Source organism: Pseudomonas sp., from assembly GCF_049301935.1.
GTDB lineage: Bacteria > Pseudomonadota > Gammaproteobacteria > Pseudomonadales > Pseudomonadaceae > Aquipseudomonas.
Map to the genome: position 1 here is coordinate 20,593 of NZ_JBAQLP010000126.1, position 19,099 is coordinate 39,691.

General features: G+C 63.9%; 20 protein-coding genes. 8 read left to right on the plus strand and 12 right to left on the minus strand.

The window, feature by feature from the left end; translation table 11 throughout:
- Positions 1–3: 3 nt before the first annotated feature.
- The gene (locus WA145_RS16640; protein ID WP_422582630.1) at positions 4–723 is read right to left on the minus strand and encodes a substrate-binding periplasmic protein; all 720 of its coding nucleotides are present in this window, start codon (positions 721–723) and stop codon (positions 4–6) included.
- Between the two features lie 454 nt (positions 724–1,177).
- Positions 1,178–1,582, minus strand: a complete 405-nt coding sequence (gene merR / locus WA145_RS16645; RefSeq protein ID WP_422582631.1) for an Hg(II)-responsive transcriptional regulator — start codon at positions 1,580–1,582, stop codon at positions 1,178–1,180.
- Between the two features lie 69 nt (positions 1,583–1,651).
- Here merR and WA145_RS16650 point away from each other — a divergent pair, with 69 nt between their 5' ends.
- Genes WA145_RS16650 through WA145_RS16660 form a run of 3 tightly spaced genes read left to right on the plus strand, consistent with a single transcriptional unit; the run spans position 1,652 to position 2,546 of the window.
- Complete coding sequence (locus WA145_RS16650) at positions 1,652–2,005, plus strand: mercuric transporter MerT family protein (protein ID WP_422582651.1); 354 nt, start codon at positions 1,652–1,654, stop codon at positions 2,003–2,005.
- A gap of 12 nt (positions 2,006–2,017) precedes the next feature.
- Positions 2,018–2,293: a mercury resistance system periplasmic binding protein MerP gene (merP, locus tag WA145_RS16655; protein ID WP_422582632.1), complete on the plus strand. Its 276-nt coding sequence runs from the start codon at positions 2,018–2,020 to the stop codon at positions 2,291–2,293.
- 7 nt (positions 2,294–2,300) lie between these two features.
- On the plus strand, positions 2,301–2,546 hold the full coding sequence (locus WA145_RS16660; protein WP_422582633.1) for a GDCCVxC domain-containing (seleno)protein: 246 nt from the start codon (positions 2,301–2,303) through the stop codon (positions 2,544–2,546).
- 238 nt (positions 2,547–2,784) lie between these two features.
- Here the strand turns inward: WA145_RS16660 and WA145_RS16665 are convergent, their stop codons facing one another.
- Complete coding sequence (locus WA145_RS16665) at positions 2,785–3,537, minus strand: slipin family protein (RefSeq protein WP_422582634.1); 753 nt, start codon at positions 3,535–3,537, stop codon at positions 2,785–2,787.
- 2 nt (positions 3,538–3,539) lie between these two features.
- The gene (locus WA145_RS16670; RefSeq protein ID WP_422582635.1) at positions 3,540–4,916 is read right to left on the minus strand and encodes an NfeD family protein; all 1,377 of its coding nucleotides are present in this window, start codon (positions 4,914–4,916) and stop codon (positions 3,540–3,542) included.
- Positions 4,917–5,094: 178 nt separating this feature from the next.
- Between WA145_RS16670 and yccS the strand changes: the two genes are divergently transcribed.
- The 3 genes from yccS to WA145_RS16685 are packed head-to-tail and all read left to right on the plus strand — an operon-like array spanning position 5,095 to position 8,094.
- Entirely contained in the window at positions 5,095–7,266 is a 2,172-nt protein-coding gene (yccS, locus tag WA145_RS16675; RefSeq protein WP_422582636.1) for a YccS family putative transporter, read from the plus strand.
- Positions 7,267–7,318: 52 nt separating this feature from the next.
- Positions 7,319–7,801, plus strand: coding sequence for a GreA/GreB family elongation factor (locus WA145_RS16680; protein WP_422582637.1), 483 nt, complete (start codon positions 7,319–7,321; stop codon positions 7,799–7,801).
- Between the two features lie 59 nt (positions 7,802–7,860).
- Positions 7,861–8,094 (plus strand): DUF2789 domain-containing protein, encoded by a 234-nt coding sequence (locus WA145_RS16685; RefSeq protein ID WP_422582638.1) that lies wholly within the window; start codon positions 7,861–7,863, stop codon positions 8,092–8,094.
- Positions 8,095–8,278: 184 nt separating this feature from the next.
- On the opposite strand, the gene WA145_RS16690 is transcribed toward WA145_RS16685, so the two are convergent.
- The 8 genes from WA145_RS16690 to tkt all read right to left on the minus strand — a co-directional run bounded on the left by WA145_RS16690 (position 8,279) and on the right by tkt (position 16,917).
- On the minus strand, positions 8,279–8,812 hold the full coding sequence (locus WA145_RS16690; RefSeq protein WP_422582639.1) for a M48 family metallopeptidase: 534 nt from the start codon (positions 8,810–8,812) through the stop codon (positions 8,279–8,281).
- A gap of 90 nt (positions 8,813–8,902) precedes the next feature.
- Positions 8,903–10,003, minus strand: a complete 1,101-nt coding sequence (locus WA145_RS16695) for a PQQ-dependent sugar dehydrogenase (protein ID WP_422582640.1) — start codon at positions 10,001–10,003, stop codon at positions 8,903–8,905.
- A 31-nt stretch (positions 10,004–10,034) separates the two neighbouring features.
- Positions 10,035–10,490 (minus strand): hypothetical protein, encoded by a 456-nt coding sequence (locus tag WA145_RS16700; RefSeq protein WP_422582641.1) that lies wholly within the window; start codon positions 10,488–10,490, stop codon positions 10,035–10,037.
- Positions 10,491–10,829: 339 nt separating this feature from the next.
- A complete protein-coding gene (locus WA145_RS16705; protein ID WP_422582642.1) occupies positions 10,830–11,255 on the minus strand; it encodes a hypothetical protein in 426 nt (141 codons plus the stop codon).
- A 59-nt stretch (positions 11,256–11,314) separates the two neighbouring features.
- Entirely contained in the window at positions 11,315–12,379 is a 1,065-nt protein-coding gene (gene fba / locus WA145_RS16710) for a class II fructose-bisphosphate aldolase (RefSeq protein ID WP_422582643.1), read from the minus strand.
- Between the two features lie 80 nt (positions 12,380–12,459).
- On the minus strand, positions 12,460–13,623 hold the full coding sequence (locus WA145_RS16715) for a phosphoglycerate kinase (protein WP_422582644.1): 1,164 nt from the start codon (positions 13,621–13,623) through the stop codon (positions 12,460–12,462).
- Positions 13,624–13,709: 86 nt separating this feature from the next.
- The gene (gene epd, locus WA145_RS16720) at positions 13,710–14,816 is read right to left on the minus strand and encodes an erythrose-4-phosphate dehydrogenase (protein WP_422582645.1); all 1,107 of its coding nucleotides are present in this window, start codon (positions 14,814–14,816) and stop codon (positions 13,710–13,712) included.
- A gap of 100 nt (positions 14,817–14,916) precedes the next feature.
- Positions 14,917–16,917 carry a transketolase gene (gene tkt / locus WA145_RS16725; RefSeq protein WP_422582646.1) on the minus strand — a complete coding sequence of 667 codons (2,001 nt, stop codon included), beginning with the start codon at positions 16,915–16,917 and terminating at the stop codon, positions 14,917–14,919.
- A 197-nt stretch (positions 16,918–17,114) separates the two neighbouring features.
- Between tkt and WA145_RS16730 the strand changes: the two genes are divergently transcribed.
- Both WA145_RS16730 and metK read left to right on the plus strand, forming a co-directional pair.
- On the plus strand, positions 17,115–18,146 hold the full coding sequence (locus WA145_RS16730; RefSeq protein ID WP_422582647.1) for an ArsR/SmtB family transcription factor: 1,032 nt from the start codon (positions 17,115–17,117) through the stop codon (positions 18,144–18,146).
- On the plus strand, positions 18,143–19,099 hold a 957-nt coding region (gene metK / locus WA145_RS16735; protein ID WP_422582648.1), incomplete at its 3' end, for a methionine adenosyltransferase. The genes WA145_RS16730 and metK, both read left to right, overlap by 4 nt.

Sequence of the window (19,099 nt, forward strand, 5' to 3'; positions counted from 1 at the left end):
GCGTCAAGGTGCCGGTGCTGGCTCAAGCGGCGGCAAAGGTTCGCCCGGCAGCCACTTCTGATGGATCGCGGCAAAGCTGCCATCGCGCTTCATCGTGTCGAGTTCGCGTTGCCAGCGGGCGATCAGGGCATCGTCGGTCTGTTGGGAAAAGGCGATATAGCTGTCGCTGTGCATGAAGTTGAATAACAACTGCACCTCATCGGCCTGAATATCGCCCTGGGTCAGCAACGCGTTGAGGCTGAGATTATCCAGCACCATCAACTTGACCCGCCCGCGCTTGAGCATGCTCACCACCTGCGTCGGCCCGGTGACCGGGGTCAGGTTAGTGAAGCCCCTGGCCAGCAGACTCTGGTGGCTGTACCAGTCGCGCGGCACGGCAATTTCGCCGTATTCGCGGGCGTCCTCCAAACGACTGATCGACAGAACGGAACGGCGCAGCGCATAGAAGCTGGTGACGTTGCGGGTAATCGGCCCGACCCATTTGAACAGCTGCTCGCGTTCACGGGTGCGCATGGCCACGAACAAGCCGGTATTGGGCCGACTCAACGCCTGCTGATAACCGCGCGCCCAGGGCACCACAGTAATAGGTGCGTTCTGCCCGGTGCGCTGCATGATGGCCTGCACCACTTCGGTGGCAAGCCCCGTCGGCTTGCCGTTCTCGCTGAAGTTGATCGGTGGATATTCTTCGGTGTACAGGCGCAGCGGCTGGCCCTGCAGCTGCATGGGCAGACTGCAGACCAGCAACAGGTAGAGCCACCGGCGAAGCCTGGCTGCAGTCACAGCATATGCCTCTCGACAGGGGATTCCCTCAGCGTAGTCGGCTTGGCTCGCCAGCACCATGGGCGTGATCAGGAGGCCGACGTCAGCCCCAGGACGATATCGAAAAGCGCCACCGGGCAAATGGTGCGCAAGCGATAGCAAGCCATAACCCCGGAAATGCCTGTCGCCGCCACGGCTGTGCAGGTAGATGCTGCGGGCCTCGAGGAACCGCCCGTGCAGCTGCACGCGAAGACCCTCGGCCAGTTCGGCATGACCCTCGACCTGCAACAAGGCATTGTCACAGGCCAGCGATCACTGGGGCCGGGGAGCCATGGAACAGAAAGTGTTTTTAAGCCCCATGTTGTTCCACTGAGCGTGCTCACGGTAGGCGTACACCTTGGCCTTAAGTCCACGCCGGTTAACATCCTTCCTTGGCAAGCACCTCGATGATCGGGCACGCCGCCCCGCCGTGGCCGGCATCGCACTGTTGCACCAGTCCACCCAACACATGCTGTATGGCGGCAAGATCGGCCATCTTCTGCTCGATCAAAGCCAGCTTGCGGATAGCCAGTGCGCGTGTATTCGTACAGGCGCACGCTGCATCCAGCGTCAGCAGCCCGGCGATTTCCGCTAGCGTGAAGCCCAGCGCTTGCGCACGCTTGATGAAGCGAAGTCGCGTCACTACCTCATCTTGGTAGCGCCGATGACCACCCAACGGTTTCCTAGGCTCGTCCAGAAGGCCGCGCCGTTGGTAATAGCGGATAGTCTCGATATTCACGCCGGCAGCCTTTGCCAACTGGCCGATGGTCAGTGCCCCGCTCATCAATTATTCCTTGATTCCGTACTTAGGTACGGAATTTAGAGTACCACTTGAACAGAGCGGTTCAAGGAGATAGGCATGGTGCAATTCACCCGCAATGGCTCGCTGATCGCCGGCGTATTGGCCGCCATCGGTGCGTCAGTGTGTTGCGTCGGGCCATTCGTGTTGTTGGCGCTTGGCATCGGTGGCACATGGGTCGGCAGCCTGACCGCGATGGAGCCATACCGGCCTTTCTTCATCGGCCTCACATTGCTATTTCTTGGTCTGGCCTTCCACACGCTCTATCTCGTACCACGGGTCTGCAAACCCGGCACGCCCTGCGCCGATCCGCGCACGATGCAGCGACAGCGGCTCACGTTCTGGATCCTTGCCGGGCTGCTGCTCGGCCTGCTGGCCTTGCCGTGGCTGGCCCCGCTGTTCTACTGAAAGGAGACACCCATGCGCAAACTACTGATCGCCGCCCTTGCAGCGCTGCCCCTGGTAGCGCTGGCCGCCCCGCCGCAAACCGTCACGCTCGACGTGCAAAATATGACCTGCGCTCTGTGCCCGATCACGGTCAAGCAGTCATTAGAAAAGGTCGCTGGCGTCAGCGCGGTGAAGGTCGAATACGCCGAGAAAGTGGCAATCGTCACCTACGACCCCGACAAGGCCCAGCCGGAGGCGTTGACCAAGGCGACGACGGACGCGGGCTATCCGTCCACCGTGCACAAGTGAGGCCGCGATGAGTGCAGTCATTCTCGAATCCGTGTTGACCTGCCCGCACTGTGGTTTTGCCCAGCGGGAAAACATGCCCACGGACGCCTGCCAGTTTTACTACGAGTGCCCGCACTGCAAGACGCTGCTGCGAGCGAAGCAGGGTGACTGCTGCGTGTTCTGCTCGTTCGGGTCGGTATCGTGCCCGCCGATCCAGCAGCAGCGCGGGTGCTTCAGCATAGGCCCGGATACGAGTCGGATCGCTGATACTTAACTGACCACTGAGCGCGTGCAGCACCGCCTGCGAGACGCCTGAAAAGTCATCGGAAAAGCTGCCCAGGTCCACCGCCATGGCCGGTTACTTTTTGGCTATGCACCCGTTATGTGTTGAATCGTCCCGAACAGTTATACGGTGCATAAAGCGCGGTAATACGCATGGGGACTGGCCCATCACAACCGGATGGTTTCGCGCCCATCCAAAAGCGGCCTGCAACACAGTCGTGGGACGGTGCCTACTTCTTCGCCTCGGCAATGCCCTGCAGCAACTCGATCGGCAGCGGAAAGACGATGGTCGAGCTCTTGTCGCCGGCGATATTGCTCAGGGTCTGCATATAGCGCAGCTGCATGGCCCCGGACTGGCGGCCGAGCATCTCGGCGGCCTGCATCAGTTTTTCCGAGGCCTGCAGCTCACCCTCGGCGTGAATCACCTTGGCCCGCCGCTCGCGTTCGGCCTCGGCCTGCTTGGCGATGGCGCGGATCATCGACTCGTCCAGATCGACATGCTTGATCTCGACGTTGGCCACCTTGATGCCCCAGGCATCGGTCTGCGCATCCAGCACCTGCTGAATATCGACATTCAGGCGTTCGCGCTCGGCGAGCATCTCGTCCAGCTCATGCTTGCCGAGCACCGCGCGCAGGGTGGTCTGCGCCAGCTGGCTGGTGGCGCTGTGGTAATCCTCGACCTGAATGATCGCCTTCTGCGGGTCGAGCACGCGGAAATACACCACCGCATTGACCTTGACCGAGACGTTGTCGCGGGAGATCACGTCCTGGGTCGGCACGTCCAGCACTATGGTGCGCAGATCGACGCGCACCATCTGCTGGATGCCGGGGATCACCAGCACCAGCCCCGGGCCCTTAACCTTCCAGAAGCGGCCGAGCTGGAACACCACGCCGCGCTCGTACTCGCGCAGGATGCGGAAGGCCGACACCACGAGGGCCAGGAGGATGACCAGCAGCGGTAGAAAACCCAATTCGTAACCCATGACTATTCTCCTTGTCGCGGCTGCCGATCAGCCGCGATCACGTCCAGTTGCACGCCCTTGCGCGCCTGTACCTGCACCTGCTGACCGGGCGCCAGCGGGGTGGTGCTCTGTACCTGCCAGCGTTCGCCCTGCAGCTGCACCCAGCCGCTGCAGGGGTCGTCCGCCTGCACCGCGAGGATCGCGACCCGGCTGCCCAGCAGCGGCGCATCGCCACTGACCTGCAGTCGCCCATGGGCGCGCAGGGCCATGCCGACGATCAGCACGATCAGCACGGCGCTGCTCAGTGCCAGGCTGATGATCAGCGCCAGGGGAATGCCGAAGCCCGGCACATCGGTGTCGATCAGGATCAATGCGCCGAAGACGAAGGCCACCACCCCGCCGATGCCCAATATGCCGAAGCTGGGGAGGAAGGCCTCCGCCGCCATAAAGGCAATGCCGAGCAGAATCAGCGCGGCCCCGGCATAGTTCACCGGCAGCAGCTGCAGGGCATAGAGGCCGAGAATCAGGCTGATACCGCCCAGCACGCCGCCGACCCCGCTGCCCGGATTGGAGAATTCGAAGATCAGCCCGTAGACCCCGATCATCATCAGGATCAGTGCCACGCTGGGGTTGGTGATCACCGCCAGCAGGCGGGTGCGCCAGTCCGGCTCAAGGCTGATCAGCGGCGCCCCGACGGTTTCCAGGCGCACATCCATATTGGCCGCCTTGAAGCTCTTGCCCTGCAGTTGGCGCAGCAGCTCGGCCAGATCGCGGGCCAGGTAGTCGACCACCTTGAGCTTCAGCGCCTCTTCGGCGGACAGGCTGCTCGCCTGACGCACCGCCTGTTCGGCCCACTCCACGTTGCGCCCACGCAACTGCGCCAGGCCGCGGATATAGGCCGAGGCGTCGTTGATCTGCTTGGCGCTCATGGCATCCGCCGCAGCCTCCCGCTTGCCCTCCTCGTCCGGCTTCTTGTCTTCCTCGCCGGCGGGCTTGCCGCTCGGCGCACCCGGCATGCCGATGGCCACCGGGGTGGCCGCGCCCAAGTTAGTGCCCGGGGTCATGGCGGCGATATGGCTGGCATAGAGGATATAGGTGCCGGCGCTGGCGGCCCGGGCTCCGCTGGGGGCGACATAGCTGGCCACCGGCACCGGACTGGCGAGGATCGCCTTGATAATCGCGCGCATCGAGGTGTCCAGACCGCCGGGGGTGTCCATATTCAGCACCACCAGTTGCGCGCCCTGCTCCTGGGCACGGGCCAGGCCACGCACCACATAGTCGGCACTGGCCGGGCCGATGGCCCCCTCGACCCGCAACTCCAGCACCGGTGCCGCCAGCACAGCAGCGGGCCCCAGCAGCCAGGCCAGGGCCAGCACGCAACAGCGCAGAACCTGTTTCACCACACGCTCCCGGCAGCCGGTGTGATCGATCTGTACAGACAGCGATCCGGCCACCTGTTAAGAGGATAGACCATGACCCCTGGCGACCAAATTTACCTGGCGACGTCAGTTGGGGCTGCCGCCGCCGCACGGAGTCCGTTAGGCTGCTCGTTATTCCCGCTGCACAAGACTCCAAGCCATGCCGTCCAGCTCCCTCAGCCACTCGTTTCGGCGCCTCTGGGCCCAGGACAAATTCAGCTACAGCCTGCGGGTGTTTATCGCCCTCAGCGGTGCGTTGCTGCTGTGCTGGGCGCAGGGCTGGATGCAGGCGCTGATCCCGCTGTTCCTCGGGGTGATCGCCAGCGCCCTGGCGGAAACCGACGACAGCTGGCAGGGCCGTGTGGTGGCGCTGCTGGTGACCCTCGGTTGCTTCAGCGTGGCGGCCTATGCGGTGGAATTCCTCTTCCCTTACCCCTGGCTGTTCGTCTGCGCCCTGGCCCTGGCCAGCTTTGCCCTGAGCATGCTCGGCGCACTCGGCGAGCGCTATGCCACCCTGGGTTCGGCCACCCTGATCCTCGCGGTGTACAGCATGATCGGCGTGGAGCAGCGCGGCGGCAGCGCCGGCCTCTGGCAGGAGCCCTTGCTGCTGGTGGCGGGTGCGGCCTGGTACGGCCTGCTCTCGGTGATCTGGAATGCACTGTTCGCCAACCAGCCGGTGCAGCACAGCCTGGCCCGAGTGTTTCGCGAGCTGGGCCAGTACCTCAAGCTCAAGGCGGCGCTGTTCGAACCGCTGCGCCAGCTGGATGTAGCAGAGCGCCGCTTGGCCCTGGCCAAACAGAATGGCCGGGTGGTGGCGGCGCTGAATGCGGCTAAGGAAATCATCCTGCACCGGGTCGGCAATGGCCGGCCGGGACCGAAGGTCAGCCGCTACCTGAAGCTGTATTTTCTCGCTCAGGACATTCACGAGCGCGCCAGTTCCTCGCACTCCCCCTACAACGAGCTGGCCGAAGCGTTCTTCCACAGCGATGTGCTGTTCCGCTGCCAACGCCTGCTGCGCCTGCATGGCGAAGCCTGTCAGCGCCTGGCCCAGGCCATCGAGCTGCGCCAGCCATTCGAATACCGCGAACTGTGCCACCAGGCGCTGAATGACCTGCTCGACTCCCTGGAACACCTGCGCGTACAGAGCAACCCGGCCTGGCGTCACCTGCTACGCTCGCTCGGCGCGCTGGCCGGCAACCTGCGCAGCCTGGATACGCTGCTGGGCAACGCCAGCAACCCCGACGCCATGGTGGAGCAGCAGGACAGTAGCCTGCTCGACCGCGAGCCGCAGTCACTCAAGGATGTCTGGGAGCGCCTGCGCCTGCAGCTGACGCCAACCTCGCTGCTGTTTCGCCACGCCCTGCGCCTGTCCATCGCCCTCGCCGCCGGTTACGGCGTGTTGCACTGGATTCACCCGACCCAGGGCTACTGGATTCTGCTGACCACGCTGTTCGTCTGCCAACCGAACTACGGTGCGACCCGGCTCAAGCTGGTGCAGCGCATCAGCGGCACGGTACTCGGCCTGCTGCTCGGCTGGGCGCTGTTCGACCTGTTCCCCAACCCGCTGGTGCAGGCGCTGTTCGCGGTGGTCGCCGGGGTGGTGTTCTTCGCCCTGCGCAGCAGCCGCTACACCCTGGCCACAGCCGCCATCACCCTGCTGGTGCTGTTCTGCTTTAACCAGGTCGGCGATGGCTACGGGCTGTTTATTCCACGCCTGGTCGACACCCTGCTCGGCAGCCTGATCGCGGGTTTAGCGGTGCTGCTGATCCTGCCGGACTGGCAGGGCCGCCGCCTGAATCGCCTACTGGCCAATACCCTGAGCTGCAACAGCCGCTACCTGCAGCAGATCATCGCCCAGTACGCCAGCGGCAAGCGCGACGACCTGGCTTACCGCCTGGCGCGGCGCAACGCGCACAACGCCGATGCCACCCTGTCTACCACCCTGGGCAATATGCTGATGGAACCGGGGCACTTTCGTAAGGAAGCGGATATCGGCTTTCGCTTTCTGGTGCTCTCGCACACCCTCTTGAGTTACCTCTCGGGGCTCGGCGCGCACCGTGGCGAAACCCGCCTGAGCGGCAGCGCCAATCCGCTGCTGGCCAGCGCCAGCCAGCTAGCCGCCAGCCTGGACGAGATCGCCAGCTGCCTCAACGAGGAACGTCCGGTGGCGATCCACAGTGACGCCGAAGAACAACTGGCCGCCGAGCTTGAGCAACTCAGTGACGACCTGGACGATCCACAACGCCTGCTGCAAACCCAACTGGCGCTGATCTGCCGCCAGCTCGGGCCGCTGCGCACCCTGGCCGCGCACCTGCTCAAACCACCCAGCTAAACCGCCAGGCGCTTTTCCGCTACCCTGCATGCCTGCCCAGAAAGTGCCCGCCATGAACAAAAGCGAACTGCTGCAACAGGTAATCGCCCGCCTCGCAGATGACCTGCTGCAGGCCCAGCAGGCGGCACTGACCGCCTACGAAACGGCGACCCACGAAGAAAACATCGCCGAAAATAAATATGACACCCTCGGCCTGGAGGCCTCCTACCTGGCCACCGGGCAGGCACGCCGCGCGGCCGCCATTCGCCAGACCCTGGCGAACTGGAAGCAGCTGGTGTTGCGCGCTTTTGACCCACAGCTGGGCATTCAACTCGGTGCGCTGATCGCCCTGAGCGACGATCAAGAACGCCGCCAATGCCTGTTCCTCGGCCCGGACGGCGCGGCGATGAAGCTGCAGCTGGACGGCCAGACCGTGCAGGTGATCGGCCCACAAGCGCCGCTGGGGCAGATTCTGCTCGGCAAGAGGATTGGCGACGAAGTGACCCTACGTCTGGCCAGTGGCGTGCAACTGTTGGAAATTCTCTCGGTCGACTGAAAGCTGCTATGACTTGATAGTCGCTCCAGCACTGCACACTCGCCTAACCAGGAGGCCTTATGCACGCCCAGACCCACGACCTACCCGCCCTGTTCAAACAGCTCGGCCTAGACCATGACCCCGCTGCGATTGAGCGGTTTATCCAGCAGCACTCCCCGCTAACCGCCGACTGCCGACTGGCCGATGCCACATTCTGGAACCCGGCTCAGGCCAGGTTTCTGCGCGAAGAGATTCTCGAAGACGCCGACTGGGCCGAGGTGGTCGATCAGCTCAACCTACTGCTGCGGGGCTGAGCGCCCCGCTCTTCGGCAGAGCCGGCACGGGGCCTTACCGTAGGGTGGGTTAGCCGCATGGGGGGATTGCCAAGCATCACGCCACTCGGAAAACGGCGCAACGCGTTCCATCTGGCTGGTGGGTTACGCGCCGCGTCACTTTCGCGGGTGAGTTTTTGCACGGTATTAGCGTCGCCAACCCACCCTACGAAATGCCAGGCTCGCCCTCAAAACCTGTCGACACCGCGTCAGGCAGCTCGCGCCAGGTCAGGTACACCCGCAGGTCGAATTCCAGCTGGTGGTAGTCCGGCAGCATGTATTCGCAGAGGTTGTAGAAGGCCTTGTTGTGCTCGGCCTCCTTTAAATGCGCCAGCTCGTGCACCACGATCATCTGCAGAAACTCCGGCGCGGCCTCGCGGAACAGCGCGGCCACGCGGATTTCCTTCTTCGCCTTGAGCTTGCCGCCCTGCACCCGCGAGATCGCCGTGTGCAGGCCGAGGGCACGGTGGGTCAGGTCGAGGCGATTGTCGTAAAGCACCTTGTCGATGGCCGGGGCATTGCGCAGATGCTCCTGCTTAAGGCCCTGGATATAGGCGTACAACGCCTTGTCGCTCTGAATCGCATGCTTGCCACTGTAGGAGCGCGCCAGGTAATCGCCCAGGCGCTGCTCGGCAATCAGTTGACGGATCTTGTCTTGCAGCTGGACCGGGTAGCCTTGCAGGTATTTAAGCGGGGTCATGGTCGAAATGGCATGGGCACGGTGAGGCCGTGAATTATGCCGCAAGCCGCACGCACCGGGTGCGGCTTTCAGCACCACTCGGCGGCGCGGCTACTGGCTCGGCAGCACTCGCAGTAGCCGACCCTCAGCGCTGTCGGTGAGCAGGTACAGCGCGCCATCCGGGCCGCCGCGCACGTCGCGAATACGCTCATCCAGCTCCTCGAACAGCACGTCTTCACCGGCCAGCTTGCCATCCTGCAGGCGGATGCGGCGCACGCTGCGTTCGGCCAGGGTGGCAGCGAACAGGTCGCCCTGCCACTGCGGGAACAGTGCGCCGCGGTACTGGGTCAGGCTCGACGGCGCCACCGAGGGCGTCCACTGCAACAGCGGTTGCTGCAGGCCGGGCAGCTCGGTGTAAGGCGAAATCTGCGCGCCGCTGTAATCCACACCGAAGGTGATCAGCGGCCAGCCATAGTTATTGCCGGGTTCGATCAGGTTCAGCTCGTCGCCACCGCGGGGGCCGTGCTCATGGCTGTACAGGCGCTGCAGCTGGTTGTCATAGACGATGCCCTGCACGTTGCGATGGCCCAGGCTGTAGATCTCCGGCGCAGCGCCGGTCTGGCCTAGCAATGGGTTGTCCTTGGGAATGCTGCCGTCACGGTTGAGGCGCACGATCTTGCCCAGGTGGTTGCTCGGGTTCTGGGCCTGCTCACGCAGGTCAAAACCATCGCCCAGGGTCAGCACCAGGCTGTTATCCGGCAGCCAGGCCATACGCCCGCCGTAATGCGCGGCCCCGGCCTTGGCCGGCAGCGCGCTGAATAACACCTGCACATCCTGCAACTGCCCATCGACCAGGCGCGCCTTGGCCAGCCGCGTATTGTTGGCCTGCGCCGTGCCGTAGGCGTAGCTCAGGTAGAGCTGCTGATTGCTGGCGAACTCGGGGTCGAGTAGCACCTCCATCAGCCCGGCCTGGGCGGCGACGAAGGCCTCGGGCACCCCGCCGACCGGCTGCGGATTGAGGCTGCCGTCCGCCTCAATGATACGCAGCCGGCCGACCCGCTCGGTCACCAGCATGCGCCCATCCGGCAGAAAGGCCAGCGACCAGGGATGCTCCAGGCCGCCGGTCACGGTTTCGATGCGGTAATCCATGGCGTGCGCCAGGCTGCTGCCAAGCAGACCCAGTAACAACAGGACGCGGGAAGTATTCAACATGGTTCGGGCCTTTTACTCACAGAGGGCTAAATCAGGATTGCGCAGGCGGCGACCGCCGCGCCAGCACGGCAAATAACAGTGCGCCCAGGCTGCCGCAGGCCATCAGCCCGAGGGTGCCTGCCAGGCTGCGGTTGGCGCCGATCAGCGTCGGCATCGGCAACAGCGCATTGGCCAGCGCCATCGCCGCCAGCACCGCCAGTGCCCCGGCCAGGGCAAACAACAGCCAGCGCCCCGCCGGCCACACGCGCGCCAACCGGCTCGCCGCCGGCAAGGCAAAGCTAAAACCGAGGATCACCAACACCGCGAAGGTCGGGCTAAAGCCCAGCAGGTCCAGGCAGGTGGTCTGCACCCGCACCCCAAGCGGCATCGGCGCGCCGAGGGCCTGCAGGTTGGCCAGGTTGAACTGGGTCTGCAATACGCTGCCCATCACACTGGCCAGCAGAACAGCCAGGAGGAAGTACAGCAAAGTGCGGGATTTGCTCGGCATGCGCGCGGAGTTCCAGAGACGACGGTGGCCCGAGTATGGACCAGCGCACCGCGCGCCATACGGCCGGTGTTTTACATGGTTTTACCAAACACGCCGCTGAGCGATAGGCGCAGTTGCCTGCCAGTAGCCGAATGCCGCGCAGCCACCCGCACAAGCAGTGCATGCTGCTCAGACGAGCAACCCGGCTCGCAACGCCTGCTCGTTGCACAAGCCGCTGATCGCCCTCAACAATACCCAGGCCCCGGCGCACCCGATGCTGGTCGGCAAGATGCTTTCGCCCAATGGCCCACCCAGAGGCAGGCGGTGATTCTGGCCTGCTTGCCGAGCAAAGCCCAAGCGCTAATCGACACGGCACAAGGCCGCACTGAACACGCAAGGTTGGTCCGCCAGGTAGCTGCGATAAATCTGCAGCAGCTGCTCAACCGTCAGGCGACAGGCCTGTGCCCGGCACTGCGCATCGAAGGCAAAGGCACTTTGCTCGGTCTCGGCCAGACGGATTGTCAACGCTGGCCAGTCGGCAAGCGGCGCATCGGCCGGAGTAAACAACCAGCGTCCCTCGCGCTGCACCAGCGGCGCGCCGGCGGCGGCGTAATCGAAGACGAACAGCAGCGTGCGCGAGGTTTTGGTGGTGCACTCCGCACGGGTCAGGCATTGCTGCGGATCGCTCGCCACAGCCACGGGTGCAGGCGGCTCGCTAACCGGCGGCTGGCTCGCACAACCGGCCAATACAGTGAGTACGGCTAACAGCGCGCTCAACCTCATCATGGCCCCTCCCGAATAACAAAAAGCCCCGCATCGGCGGGGCTCTCAGTACAGCAACGTAATTAATTAACCTTGGCGGCCAGCTCACCCTTGGCATAACGCTGGAACATGCCTTCGAGGGAGATCGGCTTGATCTTCGAGGCGTTGCCGGCGGTACCGAAGGCTTCGTAACGGGCGATGCAGATATCACGCATGGCAGTCACGGTGGCGCCGAAGAACTTGCGCGGGTCGAACTCGCTCGGGTTGGTCGCCATCAGGCGGCGCATGGCACCGGTGGACGCCAGACGCAGGTCGGTGTCGATATTGACCTTGCGCACGCCGTACTTGATGCCTTCGACGATTTCTTCGACCGGCACGCCGTAGGTTTCTTTGATGTCGCCGCCGTACTGGTTGATGATCGCCAGCCACTCTTGCGGCACCGAGGAAGAACCGTGCATCACCAGGTGAGTGTTGGGGATGCGCGCATGGATCGCCTTGATGCGGTCGATGGCGAGAATGTCCCCGGTGGGCGGCTTGGTGAACTTGTACGCGCCGTGGCTGGTGCCGATGGCGATGGCCAAAGCATCGACCTGGGTCTGCTTGACGAAGTCAGCGGCTTCTTCCGGGTCGGTGAGCATCTGGCTGTGATCGAGCACGCCTTCGGCGCCGACGCCGTCTTCTTCGCCGGCCATGCCGGTTTCCAGGCTGCCCAGGCAACCCAGCTCACCTTCAACCGACACACCGCAGGCGTGGGCAAAGGCGACGGTCTGGCGGGTGACGGCGACGTTATAGTCATAGTCGGCCGGGGTCTTGCCGTCTTCCTTAAGCGAGCCGTCCATCATCACCGAGCTGAAGCCCAGCTGAATCGAGCGCTGGCACACGTCCGGGCTGGTGCCGTGGTCCTGGTGCATGCACACCGGGATATGCGGGAATTCTTCGATCGCCGCCAGGATCAGGTGGCGCAGAAACGGCGCGCCGGCGTATTTGCGCGCACCGGCGGAAGCCTGGACGATCACCGGGGAATCGGTCTTGTCGGCCGCTTCCATGATCGCGCGCATCTGCTCGAGGTTGTTGACGTTGAAGGCCGGCACGCCGTAGCCGAATTCGGCGGCGTGGTCGAGCATCTGACGCATGCTGATAAGTGCCATGGTGTTCTTTCTCCCGGTGGAGCTCGTTAATCGTGCAAGCCTGCCGCAGGGGCAGGCGCTATTCAAGTATTCGGGGCGATTCAGGCCTTCGCGCGCTGTTCCAGCACTGCCACCGCCGGCAACACCTTGCCCTCGACAAACTCGAGGAACGCGCCGCCACCGGTGGAGATATAGCTGATCTGCGCGCCAACACCGTATTTGTCGATGGCCGCCAGGGTGTCGCCACCGCCGGCGATGGAGAAGGCCGGGCTTTCGGCGATGGCCTGAGCCAGCACCTGGGTGCCGTTGCCGAACTGGTCGAACTCGAACACGCCGACCGGACCGTTCCACAGAATGGTCTTCGACGATTTCAGCAACTCGGCGAACTGCGCGGCGGTCTGCGGGCCGATATCCAGGATCATATCGTCGTCCGCGACTTCGCTAACCAGCTTGACCGTGGCTTCGGCGTCTTCGGCAAAGGCCTTGGCGACCACCACATCGACCGGCAACGGCACGCTGACCTTGGCGGCGATGGCGCGGGCCACGTCGATCAGGTCAGCTTCATACAGCGACTTGCCCACCGGGAAACCGGCGGCGGCGAGGAAGGTGTTGGCGATGCCGCCACCGACGATCAGCTGGTCGCAGATCTGGCTGAGGCTGTTCAGTACGTCGAGCTTGGTCGACACCTTGGAGCCGGCAACGATTGCCGCCATCGGCTTGGCTGGCGCGCCCAGGGCCTTGCCCAGTGCCTCCAGTTCGGCCGCCAGCAGCGGGCCGGCACAGGCCACCTTGGCGAACTTGGCCACGCCATGGGTCGAGCCCTCGGCGCGGTGAGCGGTGCCGAAGGCGTCCATGACGAATACGTCGCACAGCGCGGCGTATTGCTGGGCCAGCTCGTCGGCGTTTTTCTTCTCGCCCTTGTTGAAGCGCACGTTCTCGAACAGCACGATTTCGCCGGCCTTGAGCTCAACGCCGTTCAGGTAATCCGCCACCAGCGGTACGTCACGGCCCAGCGCCTTGCTCAGGTAGGCCGCCACCGGAGCCAGGCTGTTCTCTGCGCTGAACTCGCCTTCGCTCGGGCGGCCCAGGTGCGAGCAGACCATGACTGCCGCGCCCTTCTCCAGCGCCAGCTTGATGGTCGGCAGTGCGGCGAGGATGCGCGCGTCGCTCTTCACCACGCCGTCTTTTACCGGCACGTTAAGGTCTTCGCGGATCAGCACGCGCTTACCGGCGAGGTCGAGGTCGGTCATCTTCAGAACGGTCATATATCAGTCCTTCACGGGGGCTGGTTGCGCCAAACCACAAGCGGCTGCGCGTCGGCGATACGGCGTTAAAAACAGGCTCAGAATGCTCATTTACTACCCGTAAACTGCGCTTCTTCGCCTGTTTTTGCCTTGTCTCGCTCTAGCTCGCTCACTTGTGGATTGGCGATTAAAAGAAAGTGTTCGGCGACATCGAGCATACGGTTGGCAAAGCCCCACTCGTTGTCGAACCAGGCCAGCAGATTCACCAAACGCGGGCCGGACACGCGGGTCTGGCTGCCGTCGACGATGGCCGAATGCGGGTCGTGGTTGAAATCACAGCTGGCGTGCGGCAGTTCGGTGTAGGCCAGCAGGCCTTTGAGCGGGCCGCTCTCGGCCGCCTGGCGCAGCACCGCGTTGATCTCATCCGCACTGGTGTCGCGGCTGGTCAACAGGCAGATATCCAGGCACGAGACGTTGACCGTCGGTACGCGAATGGCCTTGGCCTGAATACGCCCGCTTAGCTCCGGCAAGAGGCGTTCGATACCGCGAGCCAGGCCGGTGGATACCGGAATCACCGACTGGAAGGCCGAACGCGTACGGCGCAGGTCTTCATGGTGGTAGGCATCGATCACCGGCTGATCGTTCATCGCCGAGTGGATGGTGGTGATGGAGACGTACTCCAGCCCCACGGCCTCATTCAGCAACTTAAGCAACGGCACGCCGCAGTTGGTGGTGCAGGACGCATTGGACACCAGTCGCTCGTGGCCCGTCAGGCAATCCTGATTGACCCCGTAAACCACCGTGGCGTCGATATCCGCCTCGCCGGACATCGGCTGGGAGAACAGCACCCGCGGCGCGCCGGCAGCGAGGAAACGCTCGCCGTCTGCACGGCTGTGGTAGGCACCGGAGCATTCCAGCAGCAGGTCGATATCCAGAGCGGCCCAGTCGACGCTTTCAGGCGTCGCCTGGCGCAGCACCTGCACGCAGTCGCCATTGATATGCAGGCAATCACCGTCGACCCGCACTTCACCGGGAAAACGCCCGTGGGTGGAGTCGAAGCGGGTCAGGTATTCGATGCTGGCCTGGTCGGCCAGGTCGTTCAGCGCGACGATTTCCAGCTGCGCCCCCGCGCCGCGCTCATGCAACGCGCGCAGCACGCAGCGGCCGATGCGGCCGTAGCCGTTGAGAGCGATTCTGTAGGGGCGCTTGGGCATGGCAATCTCGATGGGAAGCGATCGTAGGATGGCTGGAGCTTTGCGATACCCATCGCAGCTGCTTGATGGGTATCGCAAAGCTCAACGCCATCCTACGGGGTCAGGCGTCCAGCAGCTCGGCCGCGGTTTCCAGGATATTTTCCACGGTAAAGCCGAACTCCTCGAACAGCGCCGGGGCCGGGGCGGACTCACCGAAGGTGGTCATGCCGATAATGCGACCTTCCAGCCCCACATACTTGTACCAGTAGTCGGCATGCGAGGCTTCGATGGCGATGCGCGCGCCGACCTGCAGCGGTAGCACGGCCTGCTTGTAGCCGGCGTCCTGCGCATCGAACACGCTGGTGGACGGCATGGATACCACACGCACCTGGCGGCCCTGCTCGCTCAGCTTGGCGGCGGCCTGCATGGCCAGACCGATTTCCGAACCGGTGGCGATCAGGATCAGCTCCGGCTCGCCAGCGCAGTCCTTCAGTACATAGCCGCCGCGAGCCACATCGGCCAACTGCTGGGCACTGCGGGCCTGGTGCGGCAGGTTCTGCCGGCTGAAGATCAGCGCGGATGGGCCATCGTTGCGCTCAATCGCATATTTCCACGCCACCGCCGATTCCACGGCGTCGCAGGGACGCCAGGTATCGAGGTTAGGCGTGCCACGCAGGCTGGCCAGCTGCTCGATGGGCTGGTGGGTCGGGCCGTCTTCACCGAGGCCGATGGAGTCGTGGGTAAACACGAACAGCACACGCTGCTTCATCAGCGCGGCCATGCGCACGGCGTTGCGCGCGTATTCCATAAAGATCAGGAAGGTCGCGCCGTACGGCACGAAGCCGCCGTGCAGGGCCACGCCGTTCATGATCGCGCTCATGCCGAACTCGCGCACGCCGTAGAACATATAGTTGCCGGATGCGTCGTCAGCCGACACGCCCTTGCAGCCTTTCCACAGGGTCAGGTTGGAACCGGCCAAGTCGGCCGAGCCGCCGAGGAATTCCGGCAGCAATGGGCCGAAGGCGTTCAGCGCGTTCTGGCTGGCCTTGCGGCTGGCGATGGTTTCGCCCTTCTCGGCGACTTCCTGGATATAGGCGGCGGCTTTGGCGGCGAAGTCGGCCGGCAGCTCACCCTTGATGCGGCGCGTGAACTCGCTGGCCAGCTCGGGGTAGGCTGCAGCGTAGGCGGCGAAACGCTGGTTCCACTCGGCTTCGGCGGCGGCACCGGCCTGTTTGGCGTCCCACTCGGCATAGATCTCGGCGGGAATTTCGAACGGGCCATGGTTCCAGCCCAGGGTGGCGCGGGTCAGGGCGATTTCGTCATTGCCCAGCGGCGCGCCGTGGCACTCTTCCTTGCCCTGCTTGTTCGGCGAACCGAAACCGATGGTGGTCTTGCAGCAGATCAGGGTCGGCCGGTCGCTGGTTTTGCGCGCGGTCTCGATGGCGATCTTGATTTCGTCGGCGTCATGCCCGTCGACATTGCGAATCACCTGCCAGCCATAGGCTTCGAAGCGCTTGGGCGTGTCGTCGGTAAACCAGCCGTGCACCTCGCCGTCGATGGAGATGCCGTTGTCATCGTAGAAGGCGATCAGCTTGCCCAAGCCCAGGGTGCCGGCCAGGGAGCAGACTTCATGGCTGATGCCTTCCATCATGCAGCCGTCGCCGAGGAAGGCGTAGGTGAAGTGGTCAACGACTTGGTGACCGTCACGGTTGAACTGCGCGCCCAACACTTTCTCGGCGAGGGCAAAACCGACGGCGTTGGCAATACCCTGACCGAGCGGGCCGGTGGTGGTTTCCACGCCTGGGGTGTAGCCGTATTCGGGGTGGCCCGGGGTGCGGCTGTGCAGCTGGCGGAAGTTTTTCAGGTCGTCGATGCCCAGGTCATAGCCGGTGAGGTGCAGCAGCGAGTAGATCAGCATCGAGCCGTGACCGTTGGACAGCACAAAGCGGTCACGGTCGGCGAAGCTGGGGTTGCTCGGGTTGTGCTTGAGGTAGTCGCGCCACAGCACTTCAGCGATATCCGCCATACCCATCGGGGCACCGGGATGGCCGCTGTTGGCTTTCTGCACGGCATCCATGCTCAGGGCACGAATGGCATTGGCTCGCTCACGACGGCTGGGCATTACTGAATCTCCTACGGGCTGCTTGGGCAACTGGGGGTCGAAAAAGGCGGCCATTTTCGCCCAGCGGGGCCTGTCGGGGCAATGACAGATAGTCGCACCGCCAAGGTTTTCTGGCCTGAGCGCCAGCAAGAGCAATATCAAAACTTTTTGATATTGCTCTTGCTGGATAAAAAGTGACCGACTAGACTGCCCAACCTATGAATATGCGCGCCTCCCACCTGGCCTTCGAGCCGGTCGATGCCCTCGCCGCCCTGTGCAAGGCCAGCGGCGACGGCTTGCGCCTGAATATTCTGCGCGCCCTGGCCAACGACTCCTTCGGCGTTCTGGAGCTGGCGCAGATTTTCGCCACCGGCCAATCCGGTATCAGCCACCACCTCAAGGTGCTGGCGCAGGCCGGACTGGTAGCCACCCGCCGCGAAGGCAATGCAATTTTCTACCGCCGCGCCCTGGCCCAAGGCGAGCAGCTGGGTAGCCGCCTGCATGCTGCGCTGCTGGAAGAGGTCGACCAGTTACCGCTGCCGGCCGAGGTGCAGGGACGGATTACCGAAGTGCATAGCCAGCGCGCCGCCGCCAGCCAGGCATTTTTTGCGCGCAACGCCGCGAGCTTTCAGGCGCAGCAGGACCTGATCGCCGGCCTGCCGCAGTACCGCGACAGCGTACTGGCCCTGCTCGACTCCCTGGGTTTTGCCAGTGACGCCAGCGCCGTGGAGATCGGCCCCGGCGACGGTGGTTTTTTGCCGGAGCTGGCGCGACGCTTTCAGCAAGTACTGGCCCTGGATAACAGCACGGCGATGCTCGATCTGGCGCGCATGCGCTGCACCGAAGAAGGCCTGCACAACGTTCAGTTGCAACTGGCCGACGCCCTGCACGATGACTACCCGGCTGCCGACTGCCTGGTACTGAATATGGTCCTGCACCACTTCGCCGCCCCCGCCGAGGCGCTTAAACAGCTTGCCCAGCGGCTAAAGCCCGGTGGCAGCCTGCTGATCACCGAGCTGTGCAGCCATAACCAGAGCTGGGCCCGCGAAGCCTGCGGCGACCTGTGGCTGGGCTTCGAGCAGGACGACCTGGCCCGCTGGGCCGCTGCCGCCGGCCTTAATAGTTGCGAAAGCCTGTATGTAGGCTTGCGCAATGGCTTCCAGATTCAGGTGCGGCACTTCGCCAAACCCTTACTCACTTATGGCCTACGGGCTGCAATTACCGGTCACCAACAGGAACCCGCACGATGAGCGAATACTCCCTCTTTACCTCCGAGTCCGTCTCCGAAGGCCACCCGGACAAGATCGCCGACCAGATTTCCGATGCGGTGCTGGACGCCATCATCGCCCAGGACAAACACGCCCGCGTGGCCGTGGAAACCCTGGTGAAGACCGGCGTGGCCATCGTCGCCGGTGAAGTTACCACCAGCGCCTGGGTCGACCTGGAACAGATCGTCCGCGATGTGATCTGCGACATCGGCTACACCAGCTCCGACGTTGGCTTCGACGGTGCCACCTGCGGCGTGATGAACATCATTGGCAAGCAGTCCCCGGACATCAACCAGGGTGTCGACCGCGCCAAGCCGGAAGACCAGGGCGCTGGCGACCAGGGCCTGATGTTTGGCTACGCCAGCAACGAAACCGACGTGCTGATGCCGGCGCCGATCCGTTTCTCCCATGCCCTGGTCGAGCGCCAGGCCGAGGCACGCAAGTCCGGCCTGCTGCCGTGGCTGCGCCCGGATGCGAAATCCCAGGTCACCTGCCAGTACGAGAACGGCAAGGTGGTCGGCATCGACGCCGTGGTGCTGTCCACCCAGCACAACCCGGAAATCTCGCTGCCCGACCTGCGCGAAGCGGTGATGGAGCTGATCATCAAGCACGCCCTGCCGGCCGAACTGTTGCACAAGGGCACCCAGTACCACATCAACCCGACCGGTAACTTCGTCATCGGCGGCCCGGTGGGCGACTGCGGCCTGACCGGGCGCAAGATCATCGTCGACAGCTACGGTGGCATGGCCCGTCATGGTGGCGGTGCGTTCTCCGGCAAGGACCCGTCCAAGGTTGACCGTTCGGCGGCCTATGCCGGTCGTTATGTGGCGAAGAACATCGTCGCCGCCGGCCTCGCCGAGCGCTGCGAGATTCAGGTGTCCTACGCCATCGGCGTGGCCCAGCCGACCTCGATCTCGATCAACACCTTCGGCACC